This window comes from Streptococcus infantis (assembly GCF_964243025.1).
GTDB classification, from domain to species: Bacteria; Bacillota; Bacilli; order Lactobacillales; family Streptococcaceae; genus Streptococcus; species Streptococcus infantis_N.
Map to the genome: position 1 here is coordinate 15,374 of NZ_CAXTDJ010000002.1, position 22,926 is coordinate 38,299.

At 38.2% G+C, this 22,926-nt stretch carries 22 protein-coding genes; 1 reads left to right on the forward strand and 21 read right to left on the reverse strand.

Annotation, left to right across the window (positions count from 1 at the left end; genetic code table 11):
* Positions 1 to 24: 24 nt before the first annotated feature.
* The 19 genes from ACESNQ_RS02405 to ACESNQ_RS02495 form a co-directional block, all read right to left on the reverse strand.
* Positions 25 to 831, reverse strand: a complete 807-nt coding sequence (locus ACESNQ_RS02405; RefSeq protein WP_223333402.1) for a LicD family protein — start codon at positions 829 to 831, stop codon at positions 25 to 27.
* Positions 832 to 1,635: a LicD family protein gene (locus ACESNQ_RS02410; RefSeq protein ID WP_223333404.1), complete on the reverse strand. Its 804-nt coding sequence runs from the start codon at positions 1,633 to 1,635 to the stop codon at positions 832 to 834.
* Between the two features lie 9 nt (positions 1,636 to 1,644).
* Positions 1,645 to 3,132, reverse strand: a complete 1,488-nt coding sequence (locus ACESNQ_RS02415; RefSeq protein WP_373074736.1) for an oligosaccharide flippase family protein — start codon at positions 3,130 to 3,132, stop codon at positions 1,645 to 1,647.
* Between the two features lie 234 nt (positions 3,133 to 3,366).
* Positions 3,367 to 4,404 carry a teichoic acid biosynthesis protein TarQ gene (gene tarQ, locus ACESNQ_RS02420; RefSeq protein WP_373074738.1) on the reverse strand — a complete coding sequence of 346 codons (1,038 nt, stop codon included), beginning with the start codon at positions 4,402 to 4,404 and terminating at the stop codon, positions 3,367 to 3,369.
* On the reverse strand, positions 4,397 to 5,863 hold the full coding sequence (locus ACESNQ_RS02425) for an O-antigen polysaccharide polymerase Wzy family protein (RefSeq protein ID WP_373074740.1): 1,467 nt from the start codon (positions 5,861 to 5,863) through the stop codon (positions 4,397 to 4,399). Before ACESNQ_RS02425 ends, tarQ begins: the two co-directional genes overlap by 8 nt.
* 15 nt (positions 5,864 to 5,878) lie before the next feature.
* A complete protein-coding gene (locus ACESNQ_RS02430) occupies positions 5,879 to 6,865 on the reverse strand; it encodes a glycosyltransferase family 2 protein (protein ID WP_373074742.1) in 987 nt (328 codons plus the stop codon).
* Position 6,866: 1 nt separating this feature from the next.
* On the reverse strand, positions 6,867 to 7,970 hold the full coding sequence (locus tag ACESNQ_RS02435; RefSeq protein WP_373074744.1) for a glycosyltransferase: 1,104 nt from the start codon (positions 7,968 to 7,970) through the stop codon (positions 6,867 to 6,869).
* Positions 7,960 to 8,796 carry a LicD family protein gene (locus ACESNQ_RS02440; protein WP_373074746.1) on the reverse strand — a complete coding sequence of 279 codons (837 nt, stop codon included), beginning with the start codon at positions 8,794 to 8,796 and terminating at the stop codon, positions 7,960 to 7,962. The genes ACESNQ_RS02435 and ACESNQ_RS02440 overlap by 11 nt, the downstream gene beginning before the upstream one ends.
* A 142-nt stretch (positions 8,797 to 8,938) precedes the next feature.
* Positions 8,939 to 10,267, reverse strand: a complete 1,329-nt coding sequence (locus tag ACESNQ_RS02445) for an LCP family protein (RefSeq protein WP_373074748.1) — start codon at positions 10,265 to 10,267, stop codon at positions 8,939 to 8,941.
* Positions 10,264 to 11,112 carry a prephenate dehydratase gene (pheA, locus tag ACESNQ_RS02450; protein ID WP_303404268.1) on the reverse strand — a complete coding sequence of 283 codons (849 nt, stop codon included), beginning with the start codon at positions 11,110 to 11,112 and terminating at the stop codon, positions 10,264 to 10,266. Before pheA ends, ACESNQ_RS02445 begins: the two co-directional genes overlap by 4 nt.
* Entirely contained in the window at positions 11,109 to 11,585 is a 477-nt protein-coding gene (locus ACESNQ_RS02455) for a shikimate kinase (RefSeq protein ID WP_373074750.1), read from the reverse strand. The genes pheA and ACESNQ_RS02455 overlap by 4 nt, the downstream gene beginning before the upstream one ends.
* Positions 11,578 to 12,861, reverse strand: a complete 1,284-nt coding sequence (aroA, locus tag ACESNQ_RS02460; RefSeq protein ID WP_373074752.1) for a 3-phosphoshikimate 1-carboxyvinyltransferase — start codon at positions 12,859 to 12,861, stop codon at positions 11,578 to 11,580. Before aroA ends, ACESNQ_RS02455 begins: the two co-directional genes overlap by 8 nt.
* A gap of 89 nt (positions 12,862 to 12,950) precedes the next feature.
* Positions 12,951 to 13,289, reverse strand: a complete 339-nt coding sequence (locus tag ACESNQ_RS02465) for a YlbF/YmcA family competence regulator (protein WP_036757185.1) — start codon at positions 13,287 to 13,289, stop codon at positions 12,951 to 12,953.
* Positions 13,290 to 13,300: 11 nt separating this feature from the next.
* The gene (locus ACESNQ_RS02470) at positions 13,301 to 14,404 is read right to left on the reverse strand and encodes a prephenate dehydrogenase (protein WP_373074755.1); all 1,104 of its coding nucleotides are present in this window, start codon (positions 14,402 to 14,404) and stop codon (positions 13,301 to 13,303) included.
* Between the two features lie 9 nt (positions 14,405 to 14,413).
* Positions 14,414 to 15,580 (reverse strand): chorismate synthase, encoded by a 1,167-nt coding sequence (aroC, locus tag ACESNQ_RS02475; RefSeq protein ID WP_373074757.1) that lies wholly within the window; start codon positions 15,578 to 15,580, stop codon positions 14,414 to 14,416.
* 9 nt (positions 15,581 to 15,589) lie between these two features.
* Complete coding sequence (gene aroB, locus ACESNQ_RS02480; RefSeq protein ID WP_373074759.1) at positions 15,590 to 16,657, reverse strand: 3-dehydroquinate synthase; 1,068 nt, start codon at positions 16,655 to 16,657, stop codon at positions 15,590 to 15,592.
* A gap of 18 nt (positions 16,658 to 16,675) precedes the next feature.
* Positions 16,676 to 17,530 (reverse strand): shikimate dehydrogenase, encoded by an 855-nt coding sequence (locus tag ACESNQ_RS02485; protein WP_373074761.1) that lies wholly within the window; start codon positions 17,528 to 17,530, stop codon positions 16,676 to 16,678.
* Positions 17,520 to 18,197, reverse strand: a complete 678-nt coding sequence (aroD, locus tag ACESNQ_RS02490; protein WP_004252228.1) for a type I 3-dehydroquinate dehydratase — start codon at positions 18,195 to 18,197, stop codon at positions 17,520 to 17,522. The genes ACESNQ_RS02485 and aroD overlap by 11 nt, the downstream gene beginning before the upstream one ends.
* On the reverse strand, positions 18,194 to 19,357 hold the full coding sequence (locus ACESNQ_RS02495) for a class I SAM-dependent rRNA methyltransferase (RefSeq protein WP_373074763.1): 1,164 nt from the start codon (positions 19,355 to 19,357) through the stop codon (positions 18,194 to 18,196). The genes aroD and ACESNQ_RS02495 overlap by 4 nt, the downstream gene beginning before the upstream one ends.
* A 260-nt stretch (positions 19,358 to 19,617) precedes the next feature.
* On the opposite strand from ACESNQ_RS02495, the gene ACESNQ_RS02500 reads away from it, so the two are divergent.
* Positions 19,618 to 21,069, forward strand: a complete 1,452-nt coding sequence (locus ACESNQ_RS02500; RefSeq protein ID WP_373074765.1) for an alpha-amylase — start codon at positions 19,618 to 19,620, stop codon at positions 21,067 to 21,069.
* A 46-nt stretch (positions 21,070 to 21,115) separates the two neighbouring features.
* Here the strand turns inward: ACESNQ_RS02500 and ACESNQ_RS02505 are convergent, their stop codons facing one another.
* Together ACESNQ_RS02505 and metA are read right to left on the reverse strand one after the other, a co-directional pair.
* Positions 21,116 to 21,790 carry a DnaD domain-containing protein gene (locus tag ACESNQ_RS02505; protein ID WP_004252223.1) on the reverse strand — a complete coding sequence of 225 codons (675 nt, stop codon included), beginning with the start codon at positions 21,788 to 21,790 and terminating at the stop codon, positions 21,116 to 21,118.
* Positions 21,791 to 21,798: 8 nt separating this feature from the next.
* On the reverse strand, positions 21,799 to 22,743 hold the full coding sequence (gene metA, locus ACESNQ_RS02510; RefSeq protein ID WP_373074767.1) for a homoserine O-acetyltransferase MetA: 945 nt from the start codon (positions 22,741 to 22,743) through the stop codon (positions 21,799 to 21,801).
* Between the last annotated feature and the right edge of the window lie 183 nt (positions 22,744 to 22,926).

The window sequence follows — 22,926 nt, forward strand, 5'->3', positions numbered from 1 at the left end:
TATTTATAAAAGTTTAGGCAATGATTATTTTCGATAAGCTTTTATACCATGGCTGTACCATTCCTGCATTTCTTTTGATGGCGGAGTCATATAATCACCATACATCTGTGTTAGAAAGGCATCATAGTTTTTAGGAATTGGCATCATTCTTCCTTCAAACTCTGTTAAAATTAATTCTTTATAAGTATCTATTGGAAAAACACCTTTCATTCCTTCTTTGTCAACTCCAACAGCTCCTTCATAAGCAGGATTTTCTGTCACACTATTTTTAACTAATTGATCTATTTTCTTATAGAAATATCTCGGATTAACAAGCCTAAGAGGATACCATGTACACAAACGGAGGAAGTCTTTTAATTTGCTATCTCCATGAACAGCACGTTCTTTTTTGATATAGGCAAGCTGACGCAAGGCAACATATTTATAGCTCTTGTCAACGATACTCAAATCTGAAAATTGATCAATCGGAAAAACATCAATGAACAAACTTGTATCATGACGCTTGTATTTTACGTTATCTTCAATAACTGTTGTTGTATCTAAAACAGCTGCAAAATTATGGAAATACCATGAAGAAGTATCGTAGGAAAGGACTCGATATACAGGATGTTGGTCTTCCTCAATCGCTTTTAATAGACGCTCATAGTCTTTTCTATACAGTGAAATATCGATATCATCATCCCAAGGAATCATTCCCTTATGACGAACAGCTCCCAACATGGTTCCATAGCTAAGGAAATAAGGAATGTCATTTTTTTTACAAATTTCATCAACATAGTCCAAAATACCTAGTTGAATTTCTTTAATCTCATTTTTTTCTAAGTACTGCATTTAATCCTCCAATTTATAGGCTTCAAATTCGTGACTATAAAACTGTTTTTCTTTTGGTGGGAGAGTCATATATTCACCATAATACTGCTTCAAAATAGCATCGTATTGTTTCGGTGCTGAAAGCAATAAATGTTCAAAAGGAACTTCAATCAAATCTTCAAATACTTCTTTGGCAAAGACTTCTTTTTCCTTAAATTTGGAAGGAATAAAAGCGATATATTTACCATCTTTTACCCTATACTTTTGAATTTGCTGTTCAATTTGACTCGCGAAATAACGTGGAGAAATAGGACGAAGGATAAACCAGAAGAAGGAACGAATCAAGTCTTTTAACTTACTATCTCCATAAACAATATTCTTATGCTTACTAAAGGATAATAATTTAAAACTTTCCAACTTATAGCAAACATCGATAACTTTAGGATTGTTGAAAGAATCCATTGGAAAAATATCAATGAAAATTCCAGAATCATACGTTTTAGTATTTCGTGTATCCACTATCTTTGTTGTTGAATCTACAACCTTAATAAAATTATTATAATAGCGATCATCAGTTTCTAAGGCTAAAATCTTATATTTCGATTGTTCTTTAGTGAATAACTGGATAAAACGTTCGTAGTTTTCACGTGTCATAGAGAGGTCTATATCATCATCCCAGGGGATAAAACCCTTGTGACGAATAGCTCCAATCAGGGTGCCATAATTGATAAAATAATCAATATCATACTTTTTACAAAACGAGTCAATAAAAGCTAAAATATCGAGTTCAATTTGTTTAGCCTCTTCTATACTTAATCTTCTCATCTATTCCTCCTAAGATTTTTTAATACGTTTTTTGAGCGAGATGACATGACCTAAAAATTCATAAAAGATACTATCTTTGGTCCAAACGAGTAAAGCAATATAGCTAAGAGCTGATAAGGCCATGATGATCACCATATTGATTAAGAAAGGTAGGTTGATAACCATCTTGACCGGATAAACAACATTAACTAAAAAATAGATTGGGACAAATGTCAGTGCGAAAAGAGAATAACGCACCGTATATTTGAAGATATGTCCTAGATTAATGAGCTTGGTCTTATGAATAAAGATAACGTAAAGTATTAGGAGAAAACTTTCCGATAACATCGTCGTAATCAAATAATACTCCGGTGTAATAATGCTATTAAAGTAGAGGAGACTATCAAGAACTAGGTTTAGTCCACCTGCAAATAAGGTATAAACTGTAATTCTTTTTTCAAATCCATTTGTAAAGAGAATTTGAGAGCCTAAAATAGTATCTAGGGCAAGGATAATGGTACGAAAAGCAAAGAGGGATGTCAATATGCCACCACCAATATACTTCTCACTACCATACAAAAGGATTGCATTTGGCCCTAAAATCATCAACCCGAAACTAAGTGGAATGATGAAGAAGTTGAAAATGCGACTTCCTCGATTCACCAAATTTACATACTCTTCTTTTTTTCCAATACCTAGATAGTAGCTCAAGCGAGGAACACTGACTCCAATCGCACCTGTAACAACACCTGCGATAACCGTTACAATCCGTTGTGCCATCGTATAATAACTGACATTTACATCAACTCCGGTTTTTACCAAAAAGAGTCGATCAAGGAAGGTGAATAACATATTGGCATTTGCAAAGATTAGCATGGCTGTCAAAGGAAGAAAGAGAGGTTTAAATTCCCCCAAAGAAACCTTTACAAACTTAATGTCTCTTTTTATCCAAAAATAACTAATGAGGTAATTGATCAGAGTTGAAAGACTCATAATCAGTGTATAAATCACAATATCATGTTCATTTTTTACAAACACAAAGATGGATACCAGCATGAGAATGCGGATGAATGCTGTTTTATAAAATAAAAAACTATAATTCTCAAGCGCTTCATTCACCCATTCGATTGAGAATATTTGCGCAATAAGTTGCACCCCCATTACCAAAAAAATCTTTTTGATGACAGGATTACTATTAAAGAATAAAGGATATGATAAAAGATAGACGGCACTTGTAATAATCGTACAAGCTACACACAAATAAAAAAGACTTGAAAAGACTTTATTTAATTCCTTCTTATTATCTTTTACATTACTAATAGCTCGAAGGCCGTAATTATAGACTCCATAGGTTGCAAAGGGTAAGAAAAAAGACAGGATGGTATCAACAGAGTTGAAATAACCATAGTCTGTTCGATCTAGAACACGCGCAACATAAGTACCCGTCAAAATTGGGAAAATAATATTTAAAACACGAATACCCATATAAGCCAGGGCATTTAATTTTATACTTTTCATTCAATTTACCTCGTTGATTTATTATATCATAAAGTTAGTTAAAAAACCTATTTGGCTGGGAAATCTGTTCCTCAAGCCATGTTTGTCCCTCCCTGACGAAATCTTATCCAAATCCTCTAGGAAGTCCTTTCTACATCATTCTGTCAAATCTGAATTTTTCCCAAAGACAAAGGAGGACTATTCGAGTCCTCCTTTGCTTTGGATGATTTTTAATTCTTTATGTATATCAAATCATTAGAGCGCAAAAGAAATCACACCTAAAACTAAACGATTTAAATTTCTCACTTCTTGCATACTTTCTTCAAATTTTTTATAGCGAGTGACACCATATTCTTCTACGAATAAAATATTTTCAAATGCTAAAAGATCCTTGACATTTTTCAAATTGACAAACTGAACTCCTTCAAGATTCAATTTGTATTCTGCTTGTAATTTATTCAAAATACGATTATCTGAACTTACGATTGCTAGGGGTTGACCTTGACACTTGTAACTCAATAGTTCAGAAAGATTTTCAACAGTGGTAATAGTTGAAACCAAGTCTACTTGATAAACTGAAAAATCACCTGCACGATTAATAGTTGGATTGAAAAGATATACTAGAACATTTGCCAAGATAACCAAGATGACACAGAGAATACCAATAATCACTAAGCGTAAGATAAGATTTTTCAAGTTAAAGCCAAGAGCAACTTCTCCATTCGGAGTCAATTCTTTAGAGTTAACTGTTTCAAGTTTTTCAATCTTAACGTCTGTATAGATAGACTTAAATTTGTCAATCAATGAATCAAACTTGCTTTCAAGGAAATCATTCACTTCCTTACTTGGAGTTAAAATTTTAACAGTTACACCTGCATCATCAATCAATGGGTTAATCGTTAATTTTTTTGTCCAATAGTCACTTGCAGAATTCTTCAATGCTGTTTCTGTAGTATCTAAATCTTTTGCAATTTCTTTCATCTTATCAGAATCAACATCATTGAAAAGAAAGGCGCCATTGAGATTACCATCAATTAGTTTTGCATAGAAGTCACTATAGCCACCAACTTGATGATTCAAAATTGTTTTTGATGATGTTTCTGGAGCAGTTATCTTATAGGTGATATAAGTAGAATAACTAGTAGAATCTTTGACTGTATTTTTATTTTTTACAGCTTTTAAAGTAAATGGTACAGCTATGAGAGCAAATAAGGCTAGTAAAGCTAGCAAATTCACTTTACGTTTTTTATAAAGATTTGCGAACAAATCAGCTACAGAATAATGTTCAAACATGTATTTCCCCTTTTTTGATTAAGTGATGATTTTCTTTTGTAAGCATTTTTGCCACGAAAATGATAATAAGAACAATTCCCCAGAATTGCATTGTAAAAAGATTAAAGAAACTCTCTGAAAAGCTACTTCTAGGCATAAAGAATAAATTATTCAAGATTAGCAAAGATAATGCAAATAAGATTGTTCTTGAGCGATATGCCACTTGCAACATAGCTATAAAGAGCATACCAAGTAAGATACTTAGTAGAAATAGTCCCAACATACCATAATCAGTATACAATTCCATGATATAACTACTTCCAATACCATGGCCTCTTAGATATTCTTTGTTTAGAACGAGATAGGACAGATTGTGGGCATAACTATTACTATCAATCGCTAGTTCAATACTATTTGTCGTATGTTCAAATGGTTTGGCACCAAATATGATTCCGATACTACCTCTCGCAAAATAGTCAACAACCGGACCAAAAGTGAAATTTCGGAAGTCTCTATAAGGAAGACTACTATTGTACAGGAATCCTCTCGCTAAAACTCCAAAACTAGTTCCTTGTTTATAAATGAAATCGAGTAATAAATCAAAAACTCCACTATGGGATACTTGAGCGTTATCACGAACATAGTTTAATGCTCCCATCGCAAGCATGAGAAAAGGTGTTCCAAGATAAATAGCCATTTTTTCTTTGAAACCAATCCATTTACCTTTCTCCGTTTGTTCACGCATAAAGTAGTAAACAAAGGCAAAAATCAAACTTAGAATAAAGGGATTTCTAGTACCAATTACTAAGTGAATCAAGTTAGCCACGATATAGGCAACTAAAACCATTGTCGCATGTGACTTTTTAGGTTTGGTTGCTAAGTAAACACACATGGCATAAACCGTGAAAGTCGATAAGATATAGGTAAAGTAGGGCAATTGGCTTTCAAAATTTGCATAATAATTGTAATAAGAAGTTTGCAAACGGTATAGCAAGCGCTCAAATAGTCTAAGAAAATAAAATGGATAGGTGAGTAAAAATACACTCAATGAAACAAAACGTAATTTTTTTATATAATTGATATTAACTGTTTTTTCTACTTTTACAGGAGCCTTGCTTTTTCGAGCAAGATAATAATTCGCTATAAAGCTACCTATAGTCAATCCTAAGATAGAAACAATAACAACTAGGAAAGCAAATCGATAAGCAATTGGTTGATAGGTGTCTAGCGCTCCATCTCTAAAATAATCAATGGTGGGTCTGGATACCAAAAATATAAAAATTGTGATAAAGAATATAAAGTGAATCAAATAGTATTTGATATTATTCCAGCAAAGTAGCAGACTGCTAATTAAGAGCAAAAGCAAAGTTGTCAGAAGTCCTACGTTGTTACTGGTAAACAAATAAGTGATTCCGCTTATTATGGTTACGATATAGCTTAGAATCGTAACCGTTAGAAACATTCGTTTGCCATCAACCATCTCAGCCCTCCTTTTCTAATTAATTTTTTTCGACTGCTCAATATTTTTAAACAATAGTATTCTATACAATCTTACATTTACAGACAAGGCTAAAGCACTAATACGTCTTCCTTTTCTAAAAATGGTATTTTTGAAAATAGCAAAGGCATGTTTTTTTAAATAGCCACAAATCCTTGGATAGTCTTTAAACCCTTTGAAATTATCATCTAGAAGCATTTTATCCAAGATAAAGAAATGTGCATATGCAAGTCTAAAGAAAGCTACTTCTGTTAAGTTTGGATATTCCTTAACAACTTCAGTATAAAATCTTTGATAAATATCAATGTAGGCTAAGTCCTTTTCCGCATATGGTTTGGTAGTAATACTGTCTCCTCGATGGAAATAATAATAGTACGGTTTGGTATTAACAACATACTTTTTAGCTACTTTAATGAGTTCAAAATGATAGTAGGCATCTTCATAAATCAAGCCTTTTGGAAAAGTTAACTGTGCTGCAATTTCCTTTTTGATGAGTTTGTTACAAATAGTACCAGGTATTTTCTCACCAATTAAATATTCTCTAAGGAATGTTTCGGTATCACATACAAAATAATCATCCTGATTTTCAGTTTGCGGACTCTCACTATTGGCATAGACATTCATAACACCACAGCTAGAAACATCCGTATCTTCTTTGACTAATTGTTGATATAAGCTAGCAATCATTTCAGGATGAATATAATCATCCGAATCTATAAAAATAACATAGTCTCCGTGGGCTTTCTTCAATCCATCATTTCGAGCTTGAGACAAGCCTTCATTTTCCTTGTGATAAACCAAAACTCGTTCATCTTGTTCAGCAATTTGTTCACACAAGCGACCACTTTCATCTGTCGCCCCATCATCAACGAGAATGATTTCAAGATTTTGATAGGATTGTTGCTGAATGGATGCTATTGATTTTTCAAGGTATTGTGCCACATTATAGACTGGAACAATGACACTAATTAATGCAGTTTCCATGCTACTCCTCTATTAGTTTTTCTACTTGTTCAATTTGTTTAGCAATCGTAAATTGCTGAATAAATTGACTGGCTTCATTGACATCAAAGCTTGATGCAGCTGTCATGTAGTTATCAATCGCTTGAGCTGCTTCTTGAATGCTTTCAATGATTTTACCAAATCGCCCTTCCTGAGATAATTCTTCTGCCCCACCAACCTTGGTAGACACAAAGGGGACACCCAGACTCAAGGCTTCAACATAGACTCCAGGAAAACCTTCCTGTTTGGACATGGATAAAAGAACTTGCATCTTAGAAAGATACTGATACGGGTTCTTTTGATACCCAAGAAAATGAACGTAATCCTCAAGTTGATACTCTTTGACTTGTTTTTTCAACTCCTCTTCCATGTCCCCAGCCCCTATAAAGTAGTGATGGTATTTCTTGCCTTGCTGGTGCAAAAGTCGTATAACTTCTACTACTCGGTCAGAGCCCTTATTTTCTTCAATGCGGCCAATAGTGCAGATACTCTGAGGAGCTATCTCAATAGCAATCTTTTCTTTTGATTTTTCCAAAATACTTTCAAAATCGTAACCATTATAGACTGTTACTAATTTTTGTGAGTAATCTGGATAAACTTCTTTGATAGAATTGCTGGTTTTCTTTGAAATTCCTACTATCCTATCAGCAGCATCCAATTGTCGTCTATGAGAATCACGCTTCGAACTATCAGTAAAAAATTCTTCAATACTTCCATGAATCCAAGAAATCTTCTTCACTTCTTGTCGTTTAGAAAATAAAAGAGGAGGATTCATAATAGTAAAGGAAACCTCTACATCATATTGATCTTTTATAAGTAAGCGTCTTGTTAACCTTGGGAAACAAATTCTCAATCTCCATAAAAGCGCTCTTAACCATCTTGGTTGACGATAATCTTGAAAAGCTTTTAAAATTCTCACATTTTCAGGCACAGGTTCGTATCCTTTATCAAAATGTTCCATTTCAAGGATATCAATATCATACTTTTCCGGATCCAAGTTTGAAACAATCGTAGAAAGGATTTTTTCGGCACCGCCTCCTAGGGAGAAAGACCACATAAAAAATAGAATTTTCTTCTTATCCACCATACTCTCCCATATATTCTGTATAGCTCTTATCCATATCTGCTATTATGGCATCGTGGTGAGGTACTTGCTTGTCTGCAGGCGGTGGTGTCATATAGTCACCAAAAGCTGTGCTAAGATAAGCATCATAGCCGACCGGAATAGGCATTTCTGTTCCCTCAAAAGGTAGGAAGATGTTGTCTTCAAAGGCCTGAATTGGATACTTTTTCTTCATGTATCCTGGCCCTGAACATAATTCTGTAATGCCATCACTTTCAGCTGGTCCATACTTGGTCATTTCTTTCTCAGCCTTTTTCCAGATACGATAGCGAAGCGATTTAGGAGTTAATCCTAGTAAAATGGTACTACCCCACTTCATGAGAGCTCCATGCTTTTCTGGAATGGTTTGTGCACAAAATAGAGAATAAATCAACGCCCAACGGACTTGTTTCTTACGCTCAGCTGGATTTTTAGGGTAGTAGTCCAAGGGAAGAACATCCAAAGCCAAGCCGTGTGGTAAATCCAAATCTTGTTGATAAGGCTTGATACACGTCGTCTCCTTATCTCGAATGGTGATAAAGAGGTTACGGTCCACATAATTTTTAGAACTCTTTGATAGGAAGTAACGCTCATCCGCATATAGAGGCCATAACTCTGCTAGTTTTTCATAGTCCTTGCGGGGCATAAAGAAGTCCAAATCATCATCCCAAGGGATGAAACCCTTATGCCGTAAAGCACCGATAGCACCTCCGCCACATAAATAACAGAGCAAGTTATGCTCCTTACAAAAGGCGACAAAATATTCAGCCATTTCTAAACTACGAGCCTGAATAGCCTTTAAATCACTCATCTCTTTCTCGTCCTCTTCTATAGAATTACATCATTTCATTATACCATAAAAATGACCAAAAAATCCATCTAACCATGTGAAAAATCAAAGCCTGAGACACCCATTTAGTCAGACGTTTCAAGCTTTGATTTTATTTTATTTTTTATCTGAATCCCATTTGGGCTAGCTTATTCTGGTAAGCTTTTTGATCCACTCGAAGCGCTTGACCTCCATAGACATCATAGTCATCTACCCAGTCGCCAAGTTCCGGGACTGTTAGTCTTTCAATACCGTTCTGACCTCCTTCAAGGACGGATAATCCGTTGGTCAATAAGAAGGTATAAGGAAGGTTTGTAGATGTCATGGCGAATACTTTACCAAGTGCTTCTGAACCTGTGAAAAGTTTTGTAGGATCTTTGATCTGCTGTAGGACAGCCGTCATGACTTGTTGCTGTCTACGAGTACGGCCATAGTCCCCTTCATCATCATCGCGGAAACGTGCATAGTTAAGGAGAGTAGAACCATTCATTTGTTGCGTTCCGACTTTAATAGTCTGTGTAGGTGACTCGGTTTCTGTTGCATGCAAGTCATCACCGACTGTAGCTTCTGTAACTGGAACTCCATTTAGAGTTGAAAATTGGGCATCAATAGTCACACCGTCAGGGAAAAGCGTATCAATGGCAGTCGCAAAGGCTTGGAAATCGACAAGGGCATAGTATTTGATATCTAGGTCAAAGTTATCTTTAAGGACCTTACGTACCATTTCAGCCCCTTGTTTTCCTTCTTGTTCCCCCAATTCGTAGGCCAAGTTTAACTTATGGTCTGATTGTTTTTGACCGTTAATGACTTGACTATAGCCATCAATATAAACTAGGTTATCTCGCATAAAGCTGACCAGCTTAAGCTTTTTATCCTTACCACTTACATTTAGAACCATAATGGAATCTGTACGTGTTTCTGCACTATTCTGTCCAATACGGCCATCTGTCCCTAAAATAAGAATATTGACACCATCTCTTGTATCCTGTCCATTAAAGACTTCAACTTGGGCAGCCTTGGCATCTTTCGACCCACTTGAGCCATTCGGATTGGCTGACTGGAAACCTTTCAAGAACATGAAAATCATTCCTACTGCAGCACAAAGCAACAGCATCCCTAACCAAGCAAGTATGCGTTTAAAGCGAAAGACTCTCTTTTTCTTTGGTTTCTTTGGTTTCTTCTGCTTAGGAATCTTAGCTTTTGGTTGAGGGAGACTACTACGTCGACTAGCACGGCTTCGATTTGTATAACTCGGAAGACCTGTGTTAGGTTCCGTATAGTCTTGGTTTTCTGCTTCTTCTACTACAACTGAACGAGCTTCTTGTTGACCATCCAGCTTAGCTTGTAAAAAAGCAAACTCTCTCTTTTCTTTATCATTTAGATAGTGGATGTTTTTTAATAGATAGTCGTAACGTAGTTTCTCATGGTGTGTCAGAGGATTTTCTCTAGTCATTCCTTCTCCTTCCCTTTATCCTGTATGGTATAGATAGGGTAAGCTCCTAGTACTTTATAGTGGATCCCAATGGTTTCTAATTCTTTTTGAGCAAAATGGACCAATTCTTTATCAGCATAGTCCACATCAATGATAAAAAAGTACTCACCTAGTGCTGTTTTTAGGGGGCGACTCTCAATCTTAGTTAGGTCAATCCCACGCCAAGCAAAAGTAGAAAGTGCTTTATATAATGCACCTGGAAGATTATCTGGCAAGGTCAAGGCTAGACTCATTTTCTTAGCATTTGCATTCAAGGGCATTTGCGGTGCCTTGGGACCTAACACCCAAAAGCGAGTGAAATTGGCTTCCATTTCTTGAATGTCTTGAGCAATTAATTCCAAACCATATTCTCCAGCCGAACTTTTGGGGGCAATGGCCGCAAAAGGCTGATCTGGATGCTCGGAAACATAGCGCGCAGCGTAGGCTGTACTGGCAGTGACTTCTAGTTGAGCATCTGGATAATGCTCATCGATAAATTTCTTCCCCTGTGCCAAGGCCTGTGGGTGAGAAAAAATTTTCTCAATTTTAACTTGCCCGGGCACCGCCATCAACTGTTGATGAATTGGCTGCACAATCTCCGCCACAGCCTGAATACGAGCTTGATGAAAAAGATAGTCCAAGGTCTCATGAACACTACCTTCAATGGAATTTTCAACTGGCACTACTGAATAGTCTACTAAACCTTGTTCATATGCTTTGATAACGTCCGTAATATTTGAAAAAGGCTCTAGTTCCTCATGAGGAAAAGCCGTCTGCACCACATGGTGCGAAAAAGATCCTTTGGGACCTAGATAGGCAATTTTCATCTCAGTTCCTCTATAATTTCATCTGGGTTTAAACTTGATACATTTACAATCTGACTAGCCACTTCCTCATACCAAGCCTGTCTTTCTTTAAAAATCACAGCCAAATCTTCCTTGCTATTCTTTAAAAATAGTGGACGTTGATTGTCCTTATCAGCTGAAATTCGCTGGTAAAGTGTCTCAAAATCTGCTTTAAGGTAAATGTTGTCTGTATTTTGTTTGAGCAAGGCACGATTACGTGGAGAAATGACTATTCCTCCTCCTGTGGAAATAACTTTATCTGTCTTCAGCAGTTCAGCCAGTACTTCTTCTTCTAGCTGACGGAAAGCTGCTTCTCCTTTTTCTTCAAAGAAACGAGCAATCGGCATCCCCAGTCGATCTACCAGCAAGGCATCCATATCTACGAAGTCAGAATCCAGCTTTCTAGCAATAGTAGTTTTTCCTGAACCCATAAAACCTAGTAAAACCTTAGCCATGAATCAAAGTCTCCAAATCATCAAAGAAGCTTGGGTAGCTAGTATTAATAGCTTCGGCTCGATCCAATTCAACTTCTCCATTTGCAACCAAGAGAGCTGCAATGGCTGTCATCATGCCGATTCGATGGTCTCCAAAGGTGTTAACTTTGCCTCCATGGAGGGCAGATTTCCCTTTGATAATCATTCCGTCTGCTGTAGGAGTAATAGTTGCTCCCATGCTATTTAAAGCATCTGCAACAACTTGAATGCGATCCGTTTCTTTGACCTTGAGTTCCTCTGCATCTTTGATAACTGTTTGACCTTGAGCTTGGGTAGCAAGGAGCGCGATAATCGGCAATTCATCAATTAAACGTGGAATCAAGGCTCCGCCAATTTCTGTTCCGTTTAGTTCTGAAGTTTCAACAATCAAGGTTGCAGATTTGGCAATTGAATCAATATCAGTAATCTCTAATTTCCCGCCCATAGCTCGGATAACATCGATAATACCTGTACGTGTTTCATTAATACCGACATTCTTAAGTACCACTCGAGAATTTGGCACAATCAAACCTGCTACCAACCAAAATGCTGCACTAGAAATATCTCCTGGTACGACAACCGTTTGTCCACTAAGTTTCTGTGGCCCTTGAACAGTGATTTTCTTACCATCGACACTTAACTCCCCACCAAATTGACGCAGCATATCTTCTGTGTGATTACGAGTGCACTCCTTCTCGATAATGACTGACTGTCCTTGAGCCTGCAAAGCCGCAAAAATCAAGGCTGACTTGACTTGGGCAGAGGCAATTGGCAATTCATATTGAATAGGTCTTAAGTTTTTCGTTCCTTTTAACTGCAACGGTGGCAAGTCTCGCTCTGTTTGACCAGAAATGCTAACTCCCATCTTTTTCAAGGGAAGAGTTACACGATCCATGGGGCGTTTAGAAAGACTATCATCTCCAAACATCCCTACTTCAAAGTCTGCACCAGCAAGGACACCTGAAATTAAACGAATAGATGTCCCAGAATTCCCCATATCCAGGGCATTCTGAGGGGCTTTTAATCCACCCATGCCAACACCTTGAATGGTAACAACACCGTCTTTGTCCTCAATCTCTACGCCGAGGTCACGAAATACCTGCATGGTTGACAAGACATCTTCACCACGCAAGATATCATAAACCTTCGTTTCACCCTCAGCCAAGCTTCCAAAAATGATAGAGCGATGACTGATGGACTTATCTCCTGGTACTCGAATACTACCATTTAAGTGCTTAATGTTTGTTTTTAATTTCATACCGGCCCTCATACTGACAATACTTTTTCTTATTTTATCATAAAAAGTCAGAAATTTCTTAAAAATTCCTGACTTTATGAGGTAAATTCTTATTTTAAAAGTTCTGAAATTGGTTCAAAAACAATTTTTTCAATATCAGAAAGGTAAATCGAAAGTTGTTGCTGTTTGGCAAAGAATTCAGACAAGAGAGAGTTCCCTTGAATCTGCTTGCCAAAACTTTCCATTTTTTCTTGGAAAGAAGCATCTGGAATTTGACCAGTTTGTGCCATGATTTGGATTTCATGTTGAAAAGCAATATAATCTGCAAAAATTTTGCTTGCTTCTGCATCCGCTTGGATGGCATCTCTAGCTTCTTTAACTGCCTTGTATTCAGGCAATTCGCGTAGTCCACGACTTAGTGCATTTGCACTATCATAAATATTTGACATAATTGTCCTCCTTATTTAATAACGACTGTGTAGTCAGTATTTTCTGTAATGACTTGCTCAGCACGTTTTAAATCCTGAGCATTCTTAAAGGAAATTTGCAGAATCCCGTGAACATCCTCACGGTTTTCCTCATTAATATGGATATTGACCAAAGAAGTTCCACGTAGCAATTCCAAGATGCGTAAAATCACATCTTCCTCATCGGGAACATCAACATAAAGGTCATAAGAACTATCTACACCACCACGTTTATGGATTTCCATAGCCTGACGTTGCTCACGCGCTTGATTGAAAAAGTTCCAGATTTGGTTTTCATCACCCTTACTGATAGCTTGTCCAATCTCGTCCAAACGGCCCTTGAAGTCCTCGATGCGTTCAATAATGGTATCCCGATTGGATAAGAGGATAGAAGTCCACATACCAGGCTCACTTTCGGCAATCCGAGTCATATCTCGAAATCCACCGGCCGCAAAGCGTCGCGCCATTTCATGCTCTTCAGCATAACTTGCAGTTTGTTCCATCAAGCCTGATGCTAAGATATGCGGAAAATGGCTAATCTGAGAAGTCACTCGGTCATGCTCTTCAGCATCGATTTCAATGAAACGAGCATGAAGACCTGACAGCAAGTCTCTCATTTCTTCGAGGGTATCCGAAGTTGTCAGACTAGATGGCGTGAAGATATAATAGGCATTTTCAAAAAGATTAACATCTGCAGAGGCAGCTCCTGTCTTGTGACTTCCTGCCATAGGATGGGCCCCCACAAAGCGAACAGACTTATCAGCAAAACACTTCTCAGCTGTAGCCACGATAGCTGACTTGGTCGATCCAGCATCAGAAATAATGACACCATCTTTCAAGTCCAAGTTGGCCAATTCCTTAATAAAGGCAATAGTTTGCTTGATTGGCAGAGTAATAATGATGACGTCTGCAAGTGGAGCAAAACTAGCAAAATTATCCGTCGCTCGGTCAATCATTCCTCTCTCCAAGGCAATATCTCTAGACGCTTGACTACGATTGTATCCTAAAATTTCATAATCAGGATGATCCCGCTTGATTCCGAGTGCCATGGAAGCACCAATCAAACCTAGTCCTACGATATAGATGGTTTTTGCCATAAGAACTCCTTAATAATTCTTTGTATACTCCCGATGTTTCGCAACAGCTTCTTTTAATTCTTCTAGATTATCAGAGGAGAATTTCTCAAGGATTTCTTGAGCCAAAACCGTTGCTACTACTGCTTCCATAACGACACCTGCTGCTGGAAGAGCAGTAGGATCACTTCTCTCTACTGTTGCTTTATAAGGCTCATGAGTTTCAATATCGACACTCATCAACGGCTTATAAAGAGTCGGAATTGGCTTCATAACTCCACGAACGATAATCGGTTGGCCGTTGGTCATACCACCTTCGAAACCTCCAAGGTTATTAGTCCGACGAGTATAGCCATCTTCTGATGACCAGAGGATTTCATCCATGACTTGGCTACCCTTAAGATGGCCTGCTTTAAAACCAAGACCAAACTCCACACCCTTAAAGGCATTGATAGAAACAACAGCTTGAGCCAGCCTTGCATCTAGTTTACGATCCCATTGGACATAAGAACCAAGACCAACCGGAACACCTCCGACAACTGTTTCTACAACACCTCCGATGGTATCCCCATCTCGCTTAATCTGGTCAATATAGTCCTTGATCTCCTGCTCACGTTCTTGGTTGACGATAGAAATTTCAGACTGGGCAGTCAGTTTCTTAATCTCTGAGACTGTTAAGTTTTCTGGAACATTGATTTCCTTACCACCAAAGACAACAACATGGTTAGCAATTTCGATATCAAGCTCAGCTAAAAGCCTCTTGGCTACTGCTCCAACTGCAACCCGCATGGTCGTTTCACGGGCAGATGAACGTTCCAAAGAATTTCGCAAGTCATCAAAGCGGTATTTAATCCCGCCAACTAAATCTGCGTGACCTGGGCGCGGATGAGTGATTTTTCGTTTGCTTTTAAGTTTATCCTCAATATTCTCGGCAGACATGATATCTAGCCATTTTTGATGGTCTTTATTAATGACATCCATGGTGATAGGAGCCCCTGTCGTCTTCCCGTGTCGAACACCAGAAGTAAAGACAATTTGGTCACTTTCAATCTTCATACGTCCACCACGACCGTAACCACCTTGGCGACGTTTGAGATCCTCATTGATATCTTCTGCAGTCAAAGGCAGCCCTGCTGGAATTCCTTCAATAATTGCTGTCAGACGAGGACCATGTGATTCTCCTGCTGTTAAATATCTCATACATTCTCCTTATTTTACTAAGTAATCTTTCATTTCTTCAAGAGAAACTGGGTGAATGGTCGCTGAACCAAGCTCAGGTACCAAAACTAACTTCATGGTATTCCCACGCGCTTTTTTATCATGAGTCAAAGCTCGATAAAGCTTGTCAACATCCCAGTTTTCATAATCAACAGGAAGACCAAACTTCTGACACATCTCTCGGATGGACTGAGTGATTCCCATTGGCATGAGGCCTTTTTCTTCGGCTACCTTAGAGAGCTGAACCATTCCCATAGCTACTGCCTCACCGTGCATGACTTTTCCGTAACCAGCAGTTGCTTCAATGGCATGGCCAATTGTGTGACCAAAGTTGAGATATAAACGAATGCCATTATCCAACTCATCTTCAACTACCATCTTGCGCTTGACCTGGCAAGAATGCTCAATCAAACTCTCGGAATGTTCCAAAATGCTTTCCACAGAACCATCCATTTTAGATAATAGGTCCCAAAGCTCAGGATCTTCGATCAGGCCATACTTGATGACTTCACCCATACCTTCAATCAACTCTCTCTTACCCAAGGTCTCAAGAACAGTTGGGTCAATCAAAACACCATCTGGCTGGGCAAAAGTCCCCACCATATTCTTGGCAAAAGGGGTGTTAACTCCAGTTTTTCCACCGATAGAGGAATCAACCTGGGCTGTCAAACTAGTTGGAATTTGAACGAAATGAACTCCTCGCATGTAGGTTGAAGCCACAAAACCAGCCAAATCGCCAACTACACCACCGCCGAGGGCTACGATTCCATCACTACGAGTCATATCCTGTTTGACTAAAAATTCATAGACTTTTTGAACTGTAGTCAGATTTTTTCTTTCTTCGCCCTCTAAAAAGTCAAAAACTGCCACTTGAAAGCCAGCATCCTCCAAACTCAATTTAACCTTTTCTGCATAGAGTGAAGCCACACGGTTATCCGTTATGATAACAATTTTTTGTGGTTGCCAAAGTTCACGCAACCATTTTCCTGCTTGAGACAAGCATCCTTTTTCAATCTGAATATCATAAGGATGGTGTGGAAGGTCTATTCTAATTTTCATAGCAGGTCTCCTTTTTCTTTATTGGTACTTTTGTTTTAATAATTCCCAGATTTGATCTGTTGGCATTTCCTTGCCTGTCCATAACTCAAAAGCTTCAGCAGCTTGGTAAAGCAGCATGCCAAGGCCATTGATAGATTGATTTCCCTGGTTTCTTGCCCATTTTAAAAACGGTGTTTCAAAGGGTTGATAAATCACATCTGCTACCATGAGCTTCTCTGGTAAAACGATGCTGGTCGGGATCGGCTGAGAGGATCCATCCATGCCCACACTAGTCGCATTGACCAAGAGGTCGGCTTGAGTGATGCTGTCTTGAAGATTTTGAACATCCTCTAATGCAAATAAATCTACTCTAAATCCAGTCGCATTCTGTATTTTTTCTAAGTAAGGTCTTGTTTTTTCCATGGATGAAGAACGAACAAAGACAGAAATCTGACTCACTCCATCCAAGATTGCCTGTGCCAAAATTGCCTTGGCTGCACCGCCTGCTCCTAACAAAACCAGTCTTTTCCTTGATATTTTAAAAGAAGGCAAGCTCTTAAAGAATCCCTTGCCATCTGTGTTATATCCAATTAATGTTCCTTCTCGATTCACAACTGTATTAACTGCACCAATTAAACAAGCCTCTGCGCTCAACTGGTCCAGATAAGGAATCACTTGTTCCTTATAAGGCATGGAAAGATTGATTCCAAACATCTGGTAGCGACGAATATTAGCAACTGTTTCTGCTAGTTCAGTCGCATCTACTTCCCAAGCAAGATAAACACCATTGGTATTGGTTGCTTCAAAAGCGCTATTGTGAATAAAGGGAGAAATGGAGTGTTTGATAGGATTTGCGACTACAGCTGCTAAACGTGTGTAGCCATCAATCTTCATTTAGAAGCTCCCTAATTTTTTTCATGCTAGATAGTGAAATTTGTCCTGGAGCACTAGCTTCATCTAGACTTGCAAAAGACCAACTAGAACCAGTCACATCTGAAGTAATACGAGAGACCTTGCCCACTTTTCCCATAGAAATCGTTACATATTCTTGTTCAGGATTCAGTGTTTTAAAGCCACGTGTAAAGTTCATCAAATCCAACACATCCTGTTCTGTATTAGCCATAACAGCTATTTTTACAACTTTAGGATTTAAACTTGTTAACTCAGACAAGATTTCCATTAGATTTTCAGGTGTCTCTTGGAAGTTATGGTAGCTCAAGACGAGATTTGGAAAGTCCAACATCTGATCAAAAACATCCTTGTAGCTAAAATATTCAAAATCAATATAATCTGGTTGATAAAGCTGTGCCACTTCCTTGATCATTTGAACATACTCTTCTGAAGAGAGCTCAATTTGACCACCCTCGGCACGAGTACGTAAAGTAAAAACAAGCTCACGACCTGCAAATTTTTCAAAAATAGCTGGCGCTACCTGCAAGATAGCTTCCTTGGGTAAGAAGTCTGCTCTCCACTCAATGATATCTGCATCATGATACCGCATAACATCAATAGCCTGAGCCTCTTCTATACTTCTTGGCATGACAGAAACAATTAATTTCATTTACTAACCTTCATGGTAATCACTTTGAGATAATTACTACTTTCATCTTTTTCATTGTAGACAAAGTCTGCTGGAAGTCCATATTTATGAAGGACCTGATACTTTCTACCTGCAAATCCTTTGTCGATTTGTTCTGTGAATTTTTGACGGGAAACATTAGCCGCATTGGTACTAGCAATAATGATTCCACCTGGGTTTAAAATCTCTAGGCTTTGGGAAATCAACTTATGATAATCCTTAGCTACAGAGAATGTTTGTTTTTTATTTCGGGCAAAGCTAGGCGGATCCAGAACAATCACGTCATAACTTAAACCTTTTCTCTTAGCATATTTAAAATATTCAAAGACATCCATGACAAGCAGTCGATGATTGTCTAAACTCAAACCGTTGGCATGAAAATGAGCTTCTGATAGTTCTCTTGAACGTTTGGCTAGGTCTACAGAGGTTGTTTCACTAGCTCCCCCCATAGCTGCAGCGACTGAGAAGGCCGCTGTGTAGGAAAACATATTGAGTAAGGATTTCCCCATAGCTAAACCATCAACTAAGCTCCCACGAACTTCATGCTGATCCAAGAAAATCCCTGTCATAAGGCCGTCATTCATAAAGACTTGGTACAAGACTCCATTCTCAAGAACAGTGAAATATTCAGCTGCTTCTTGACCATAGATATGAGCAGACTCATAGTCTAGACCTTTAAAGCGAATCTTTTCATAGGCACCTAAGACTTCCGGGAATACCTGAGAGAAGGCTGCTATGATCTCTTGGCGAAGACTATAAATATAGGAGTTATACCAAGAAAAGACAACATAATCTCCATAGAGATCCAGCGTCATTCCACCAAAACCATCACCTTCTTGATTAAACAAACGAAAGGCAGTTGTCAACTCATCTTGATAGTAGGAAGAACGTTTTAGTTTGGCTTGCTTAAACAAGCTTTCAAAGAAGGTTTGTTTAAAAGAAATGTTCTGGTTAGATACAAACCAACCAATTCCCTTATTTTGACGAGATAAATAAGCCTTCCCTAAAAATTCTTTGCTTTGGCTGAAAAGTTCAACTTCCTGATCAGTTTCAGATAAGTCTGGAAAATCAACTTCTTCCAAAAGAACCTGACCTTTGCGGAGCTTTTTTTCGACACGCCGACTGACGAATACTTTATTCATAGATACAATTATATCAAATTTGTTGAAAATTCACAAAGTAGAAAGTGATTTCTCCATTGATGTCATAGGAACTATCCAAGCTTTTTGTTTCTGCTTGATGATTTCTAAATGAGAATGGTCATTTGTGTTGAGAGATTTCATTCTATTACCGTAAAAATAGACATTCACATCCTGAGGTCTATTTTTGTAGCGCAAACGTTTGCGCATTTGCTTGCTTTGTGGTAAAATGATTCTCAAATTGTTAAGTATGAGGACTATCTATGAAAAATCAAACCCTAATGCAATATTTTGAGTGGTACCTTCCCCACGATGGACAACACTGGACGCGACTTACAGATGATGCTGAGCACCTTGCAAATCTAGGAATTAGCCACGTCTGGATGCCACCTGCCTTTAAAGCTACCAACGAAAAAGATGTCGGTTATGGTGTCTATGACCTTTTTGACCTCGGTGAATTTGACCAAAAAGGAACTGTGCGTACCAAATACGGTTTCAAAGAAGACTATCTTCAAGCCATTCAAACACTTAAATCACATGGGATTCAACCTATGGCTGACGTCGTCTTAAACCACAAGGCAGCTGCAGACCGTTTAGAATCCTTCCAGGTTATTGAAGTCGACCCAGAAGATCGCACAATTGAACTTGGAGAACCTTTTACCATCAATGGTTGGACAAACTTTACTTTTGATGGAAGACAAAACACCTACAATGATTTCCACTGGCACTGGTACCATTTCACTGGAACTGACTATGATGCCAAAAGACGGAAGTCTGGTATTTACCTTATCCAGGGAGATAATAAGGGTTGGGCCCACGAGGAATTAGTCGATAACGAAAATGGTAACTATGACTACCTCATGTATGCGGACTTAGATTTTAAGCATCCAGAAGTCATACAAAATATCTATGATTGGGCTGATTGGTTCATGGAAACGACTGGTGTAGCTGGTTTTCGTTTAGATGCAGTCAAGCATATCGACTCCTTCTTTATGCGTAATTTCATTCGTGACATCAAAGAGAAATATGGACAAGACTTCTATGTTTTTGGAGAATTCTGGAATCCAGATAAGGATGCAAACCTTGACTATCTCGAAAAGATTGAAGAACGCTTTGACCTTATCGATGTCCGCCTCCATATGAATCTCTTTGAAGCAAGCCAGGCTGGTGCAGACTACGATTTGCGTACCATCTTTAATGATAGTCTGGTTCAAATCAAACCAGATAAGGCTGTAACCTTTGTCGAAAACCATGATACTCAACGAGGACAAGCTTTAGAATCTACTGTAGAAGAATGGTTTAAACCAGCAGCCTATACTCTTATTCTTTTGCGCGAGCAGGGTCTCCCTTGTGTCTTTTATGGAGACTACTACGGTATCTCTGGTCAATATGCTCAGCAAGATTTTAAAGAAGTTCTTGACCATCTGCTAGCTATCCGAAAAGATTTGGCTTATGGAGAGCAGACGGACTACTTTGATGACCCTAATTGTATCGGTTGGGTTCGTTCTGGAGCTGACAACCAATCGCCTCTTGCCATTCTTATCTCAAATGCTCAAGAGAATTACAAAACCATGTTTGTAGGTCCAGAATGGGCTGATCATACTTTTGTTGATTTACTTGGCAACCATTCAGACCAAGTGACTATTAATACTGAAGGATATGGTGATTTCCCAGTTACTGAACGTTCTGTAAGTGTTTGGGGACTTACTTATTAAGAATACAAAAAAACTTGCCATAGGCAAGTTTTTTTATTGCTAAATATTAGTCTTTCCATAGATCCATGGCATTTTTAAAATCAGATGAAACCTGAACATTTTGAGGGTTGGTTGCTTCTCTCTCCTGACGTTTCGCTTCTACCTGGGCTACACTCCTAATCCCTTCATGACGCCAGTTTCGTAGGATAGCTTGGATATATTTCCAATTTGGTTTTCCATTTAGAACAGCTTCTCGTAAGGCTTCTTTTATCAAATCCGCACTAGTTCCGTCTTCTTTCAAACTCTTTTCCAAGTCTTCAATTTCAAATGGGCTCAATAGACGACCTAGCTCCTGTTGGAAAGTATCTACCAAGCTCTTTAAATCATTTGGAGCAGATTGCACCTGGTTTGGAGCTTGTTTTTCAAAAAGTTGGTCTAAGCGCTCCAAGGCAAGAGTTGCATCGAAGATTACTTCTATTTCTCCATTCAGTTCAATGGTTCGGTATTGAAGCAACCCTTTCTCAGTCAATCGTGAAATAGCCTGATTGACTTCAGTGACATTTTTGCCGATTTTTTCAGCAATCTGACTTGGAGACAATTCACCTAAAGCCGTTGTATTCTGTAGGTAAAAGAATTGCCAAACCAAGAAATCATCGCTTGACGAGAACAGTTGATTGTAATGTAAGAGCAGGTCACTCGGTAACACTAAGTTTCCTGATTTGAAAGCATCTAAATATGTCATAATTCCTCTTATAAATATCCAAAATGAGACACATCATCTTCCGCACTCTTCCACTCAAACGGTGTTTCTTGGTAAACTGCATAATTTACCCAGTTACTAAAGAAGAGAGCTGCAGATGAACTCCAACGCATACATGGGAGTTCATGAATGTCATCATTTTTGAAATAATTTTCTGGTATATGTGGATCTAAACCAGCATCTAGATCTCTAAAATATTCCTTTGCAAGCGTATCGCGATCATACTCTAAATGCCCAAAGCTATAGACTTCTCTCAAATCTCGACTTGCAAGGATAGAGATTCCCACCTCTTTTCCTGATGCTAAAATCTCTAGATTTGTTTTATTCAGGATATCTTCTTTGTGGACTTCTGTATGGCGTGAATGAGGGGATACATATAAATCATCAAATCCTCTCAATAGGAGATGACCTTCTTTCAAAACATCTTGAGGATAAATCCCAGAAAGCTTCTGGTCCATCTGGTATTTATCTACGCCATAGCGATAGTATAGACCTGCCTGTGCTCCCCAACAAATATGCAAGGTTGAAAAGACATGAGTCTTAGACCAATCGATAACTTGGGTAAACTCTTGCCAATAGTCAACCTCCTCAAATGGAAGATGCTCAACTGGTGCTCCTGTGATAATCAAGCCATCAAAATACTCGTCTTTGACTTCCGAGAAGGTCTTATAAAAAGTCTCCATATGCTCAGAACGAGTTGTTTTCGACTGATGACTTTCCATATATAAAAATTCAATATCTAACTGCAAAGGAGTATTGGCTAAATGGCGTAAAAGCTGAGTTTCTGTAACCATTTTCAGTGGCATCAAGTTTAAAATCAGAATTTTCAGTGGTCGAATATCCTGATGAGCCGCCCTCTGGTCATCCATGACGAAAATATTTTCCGTTCGTAAAATCTCAACTGCTGGTAATTTTTTATCAATTCGAATCGGCATAGAAATCTCCTTACTGTATCATATTGGACTCAAGTAAACATGGTATCGTCAACGGGGAAAAATGCTGACGTTTCTCTTTCCCTTTATTATACTGTATGAAGATATAGTTTTCAATTATAGTTTTTTTCTAACTAGATATAGCCTATTTTTATATCCGATGAAGAGAAAACAGCCCTAGGGACT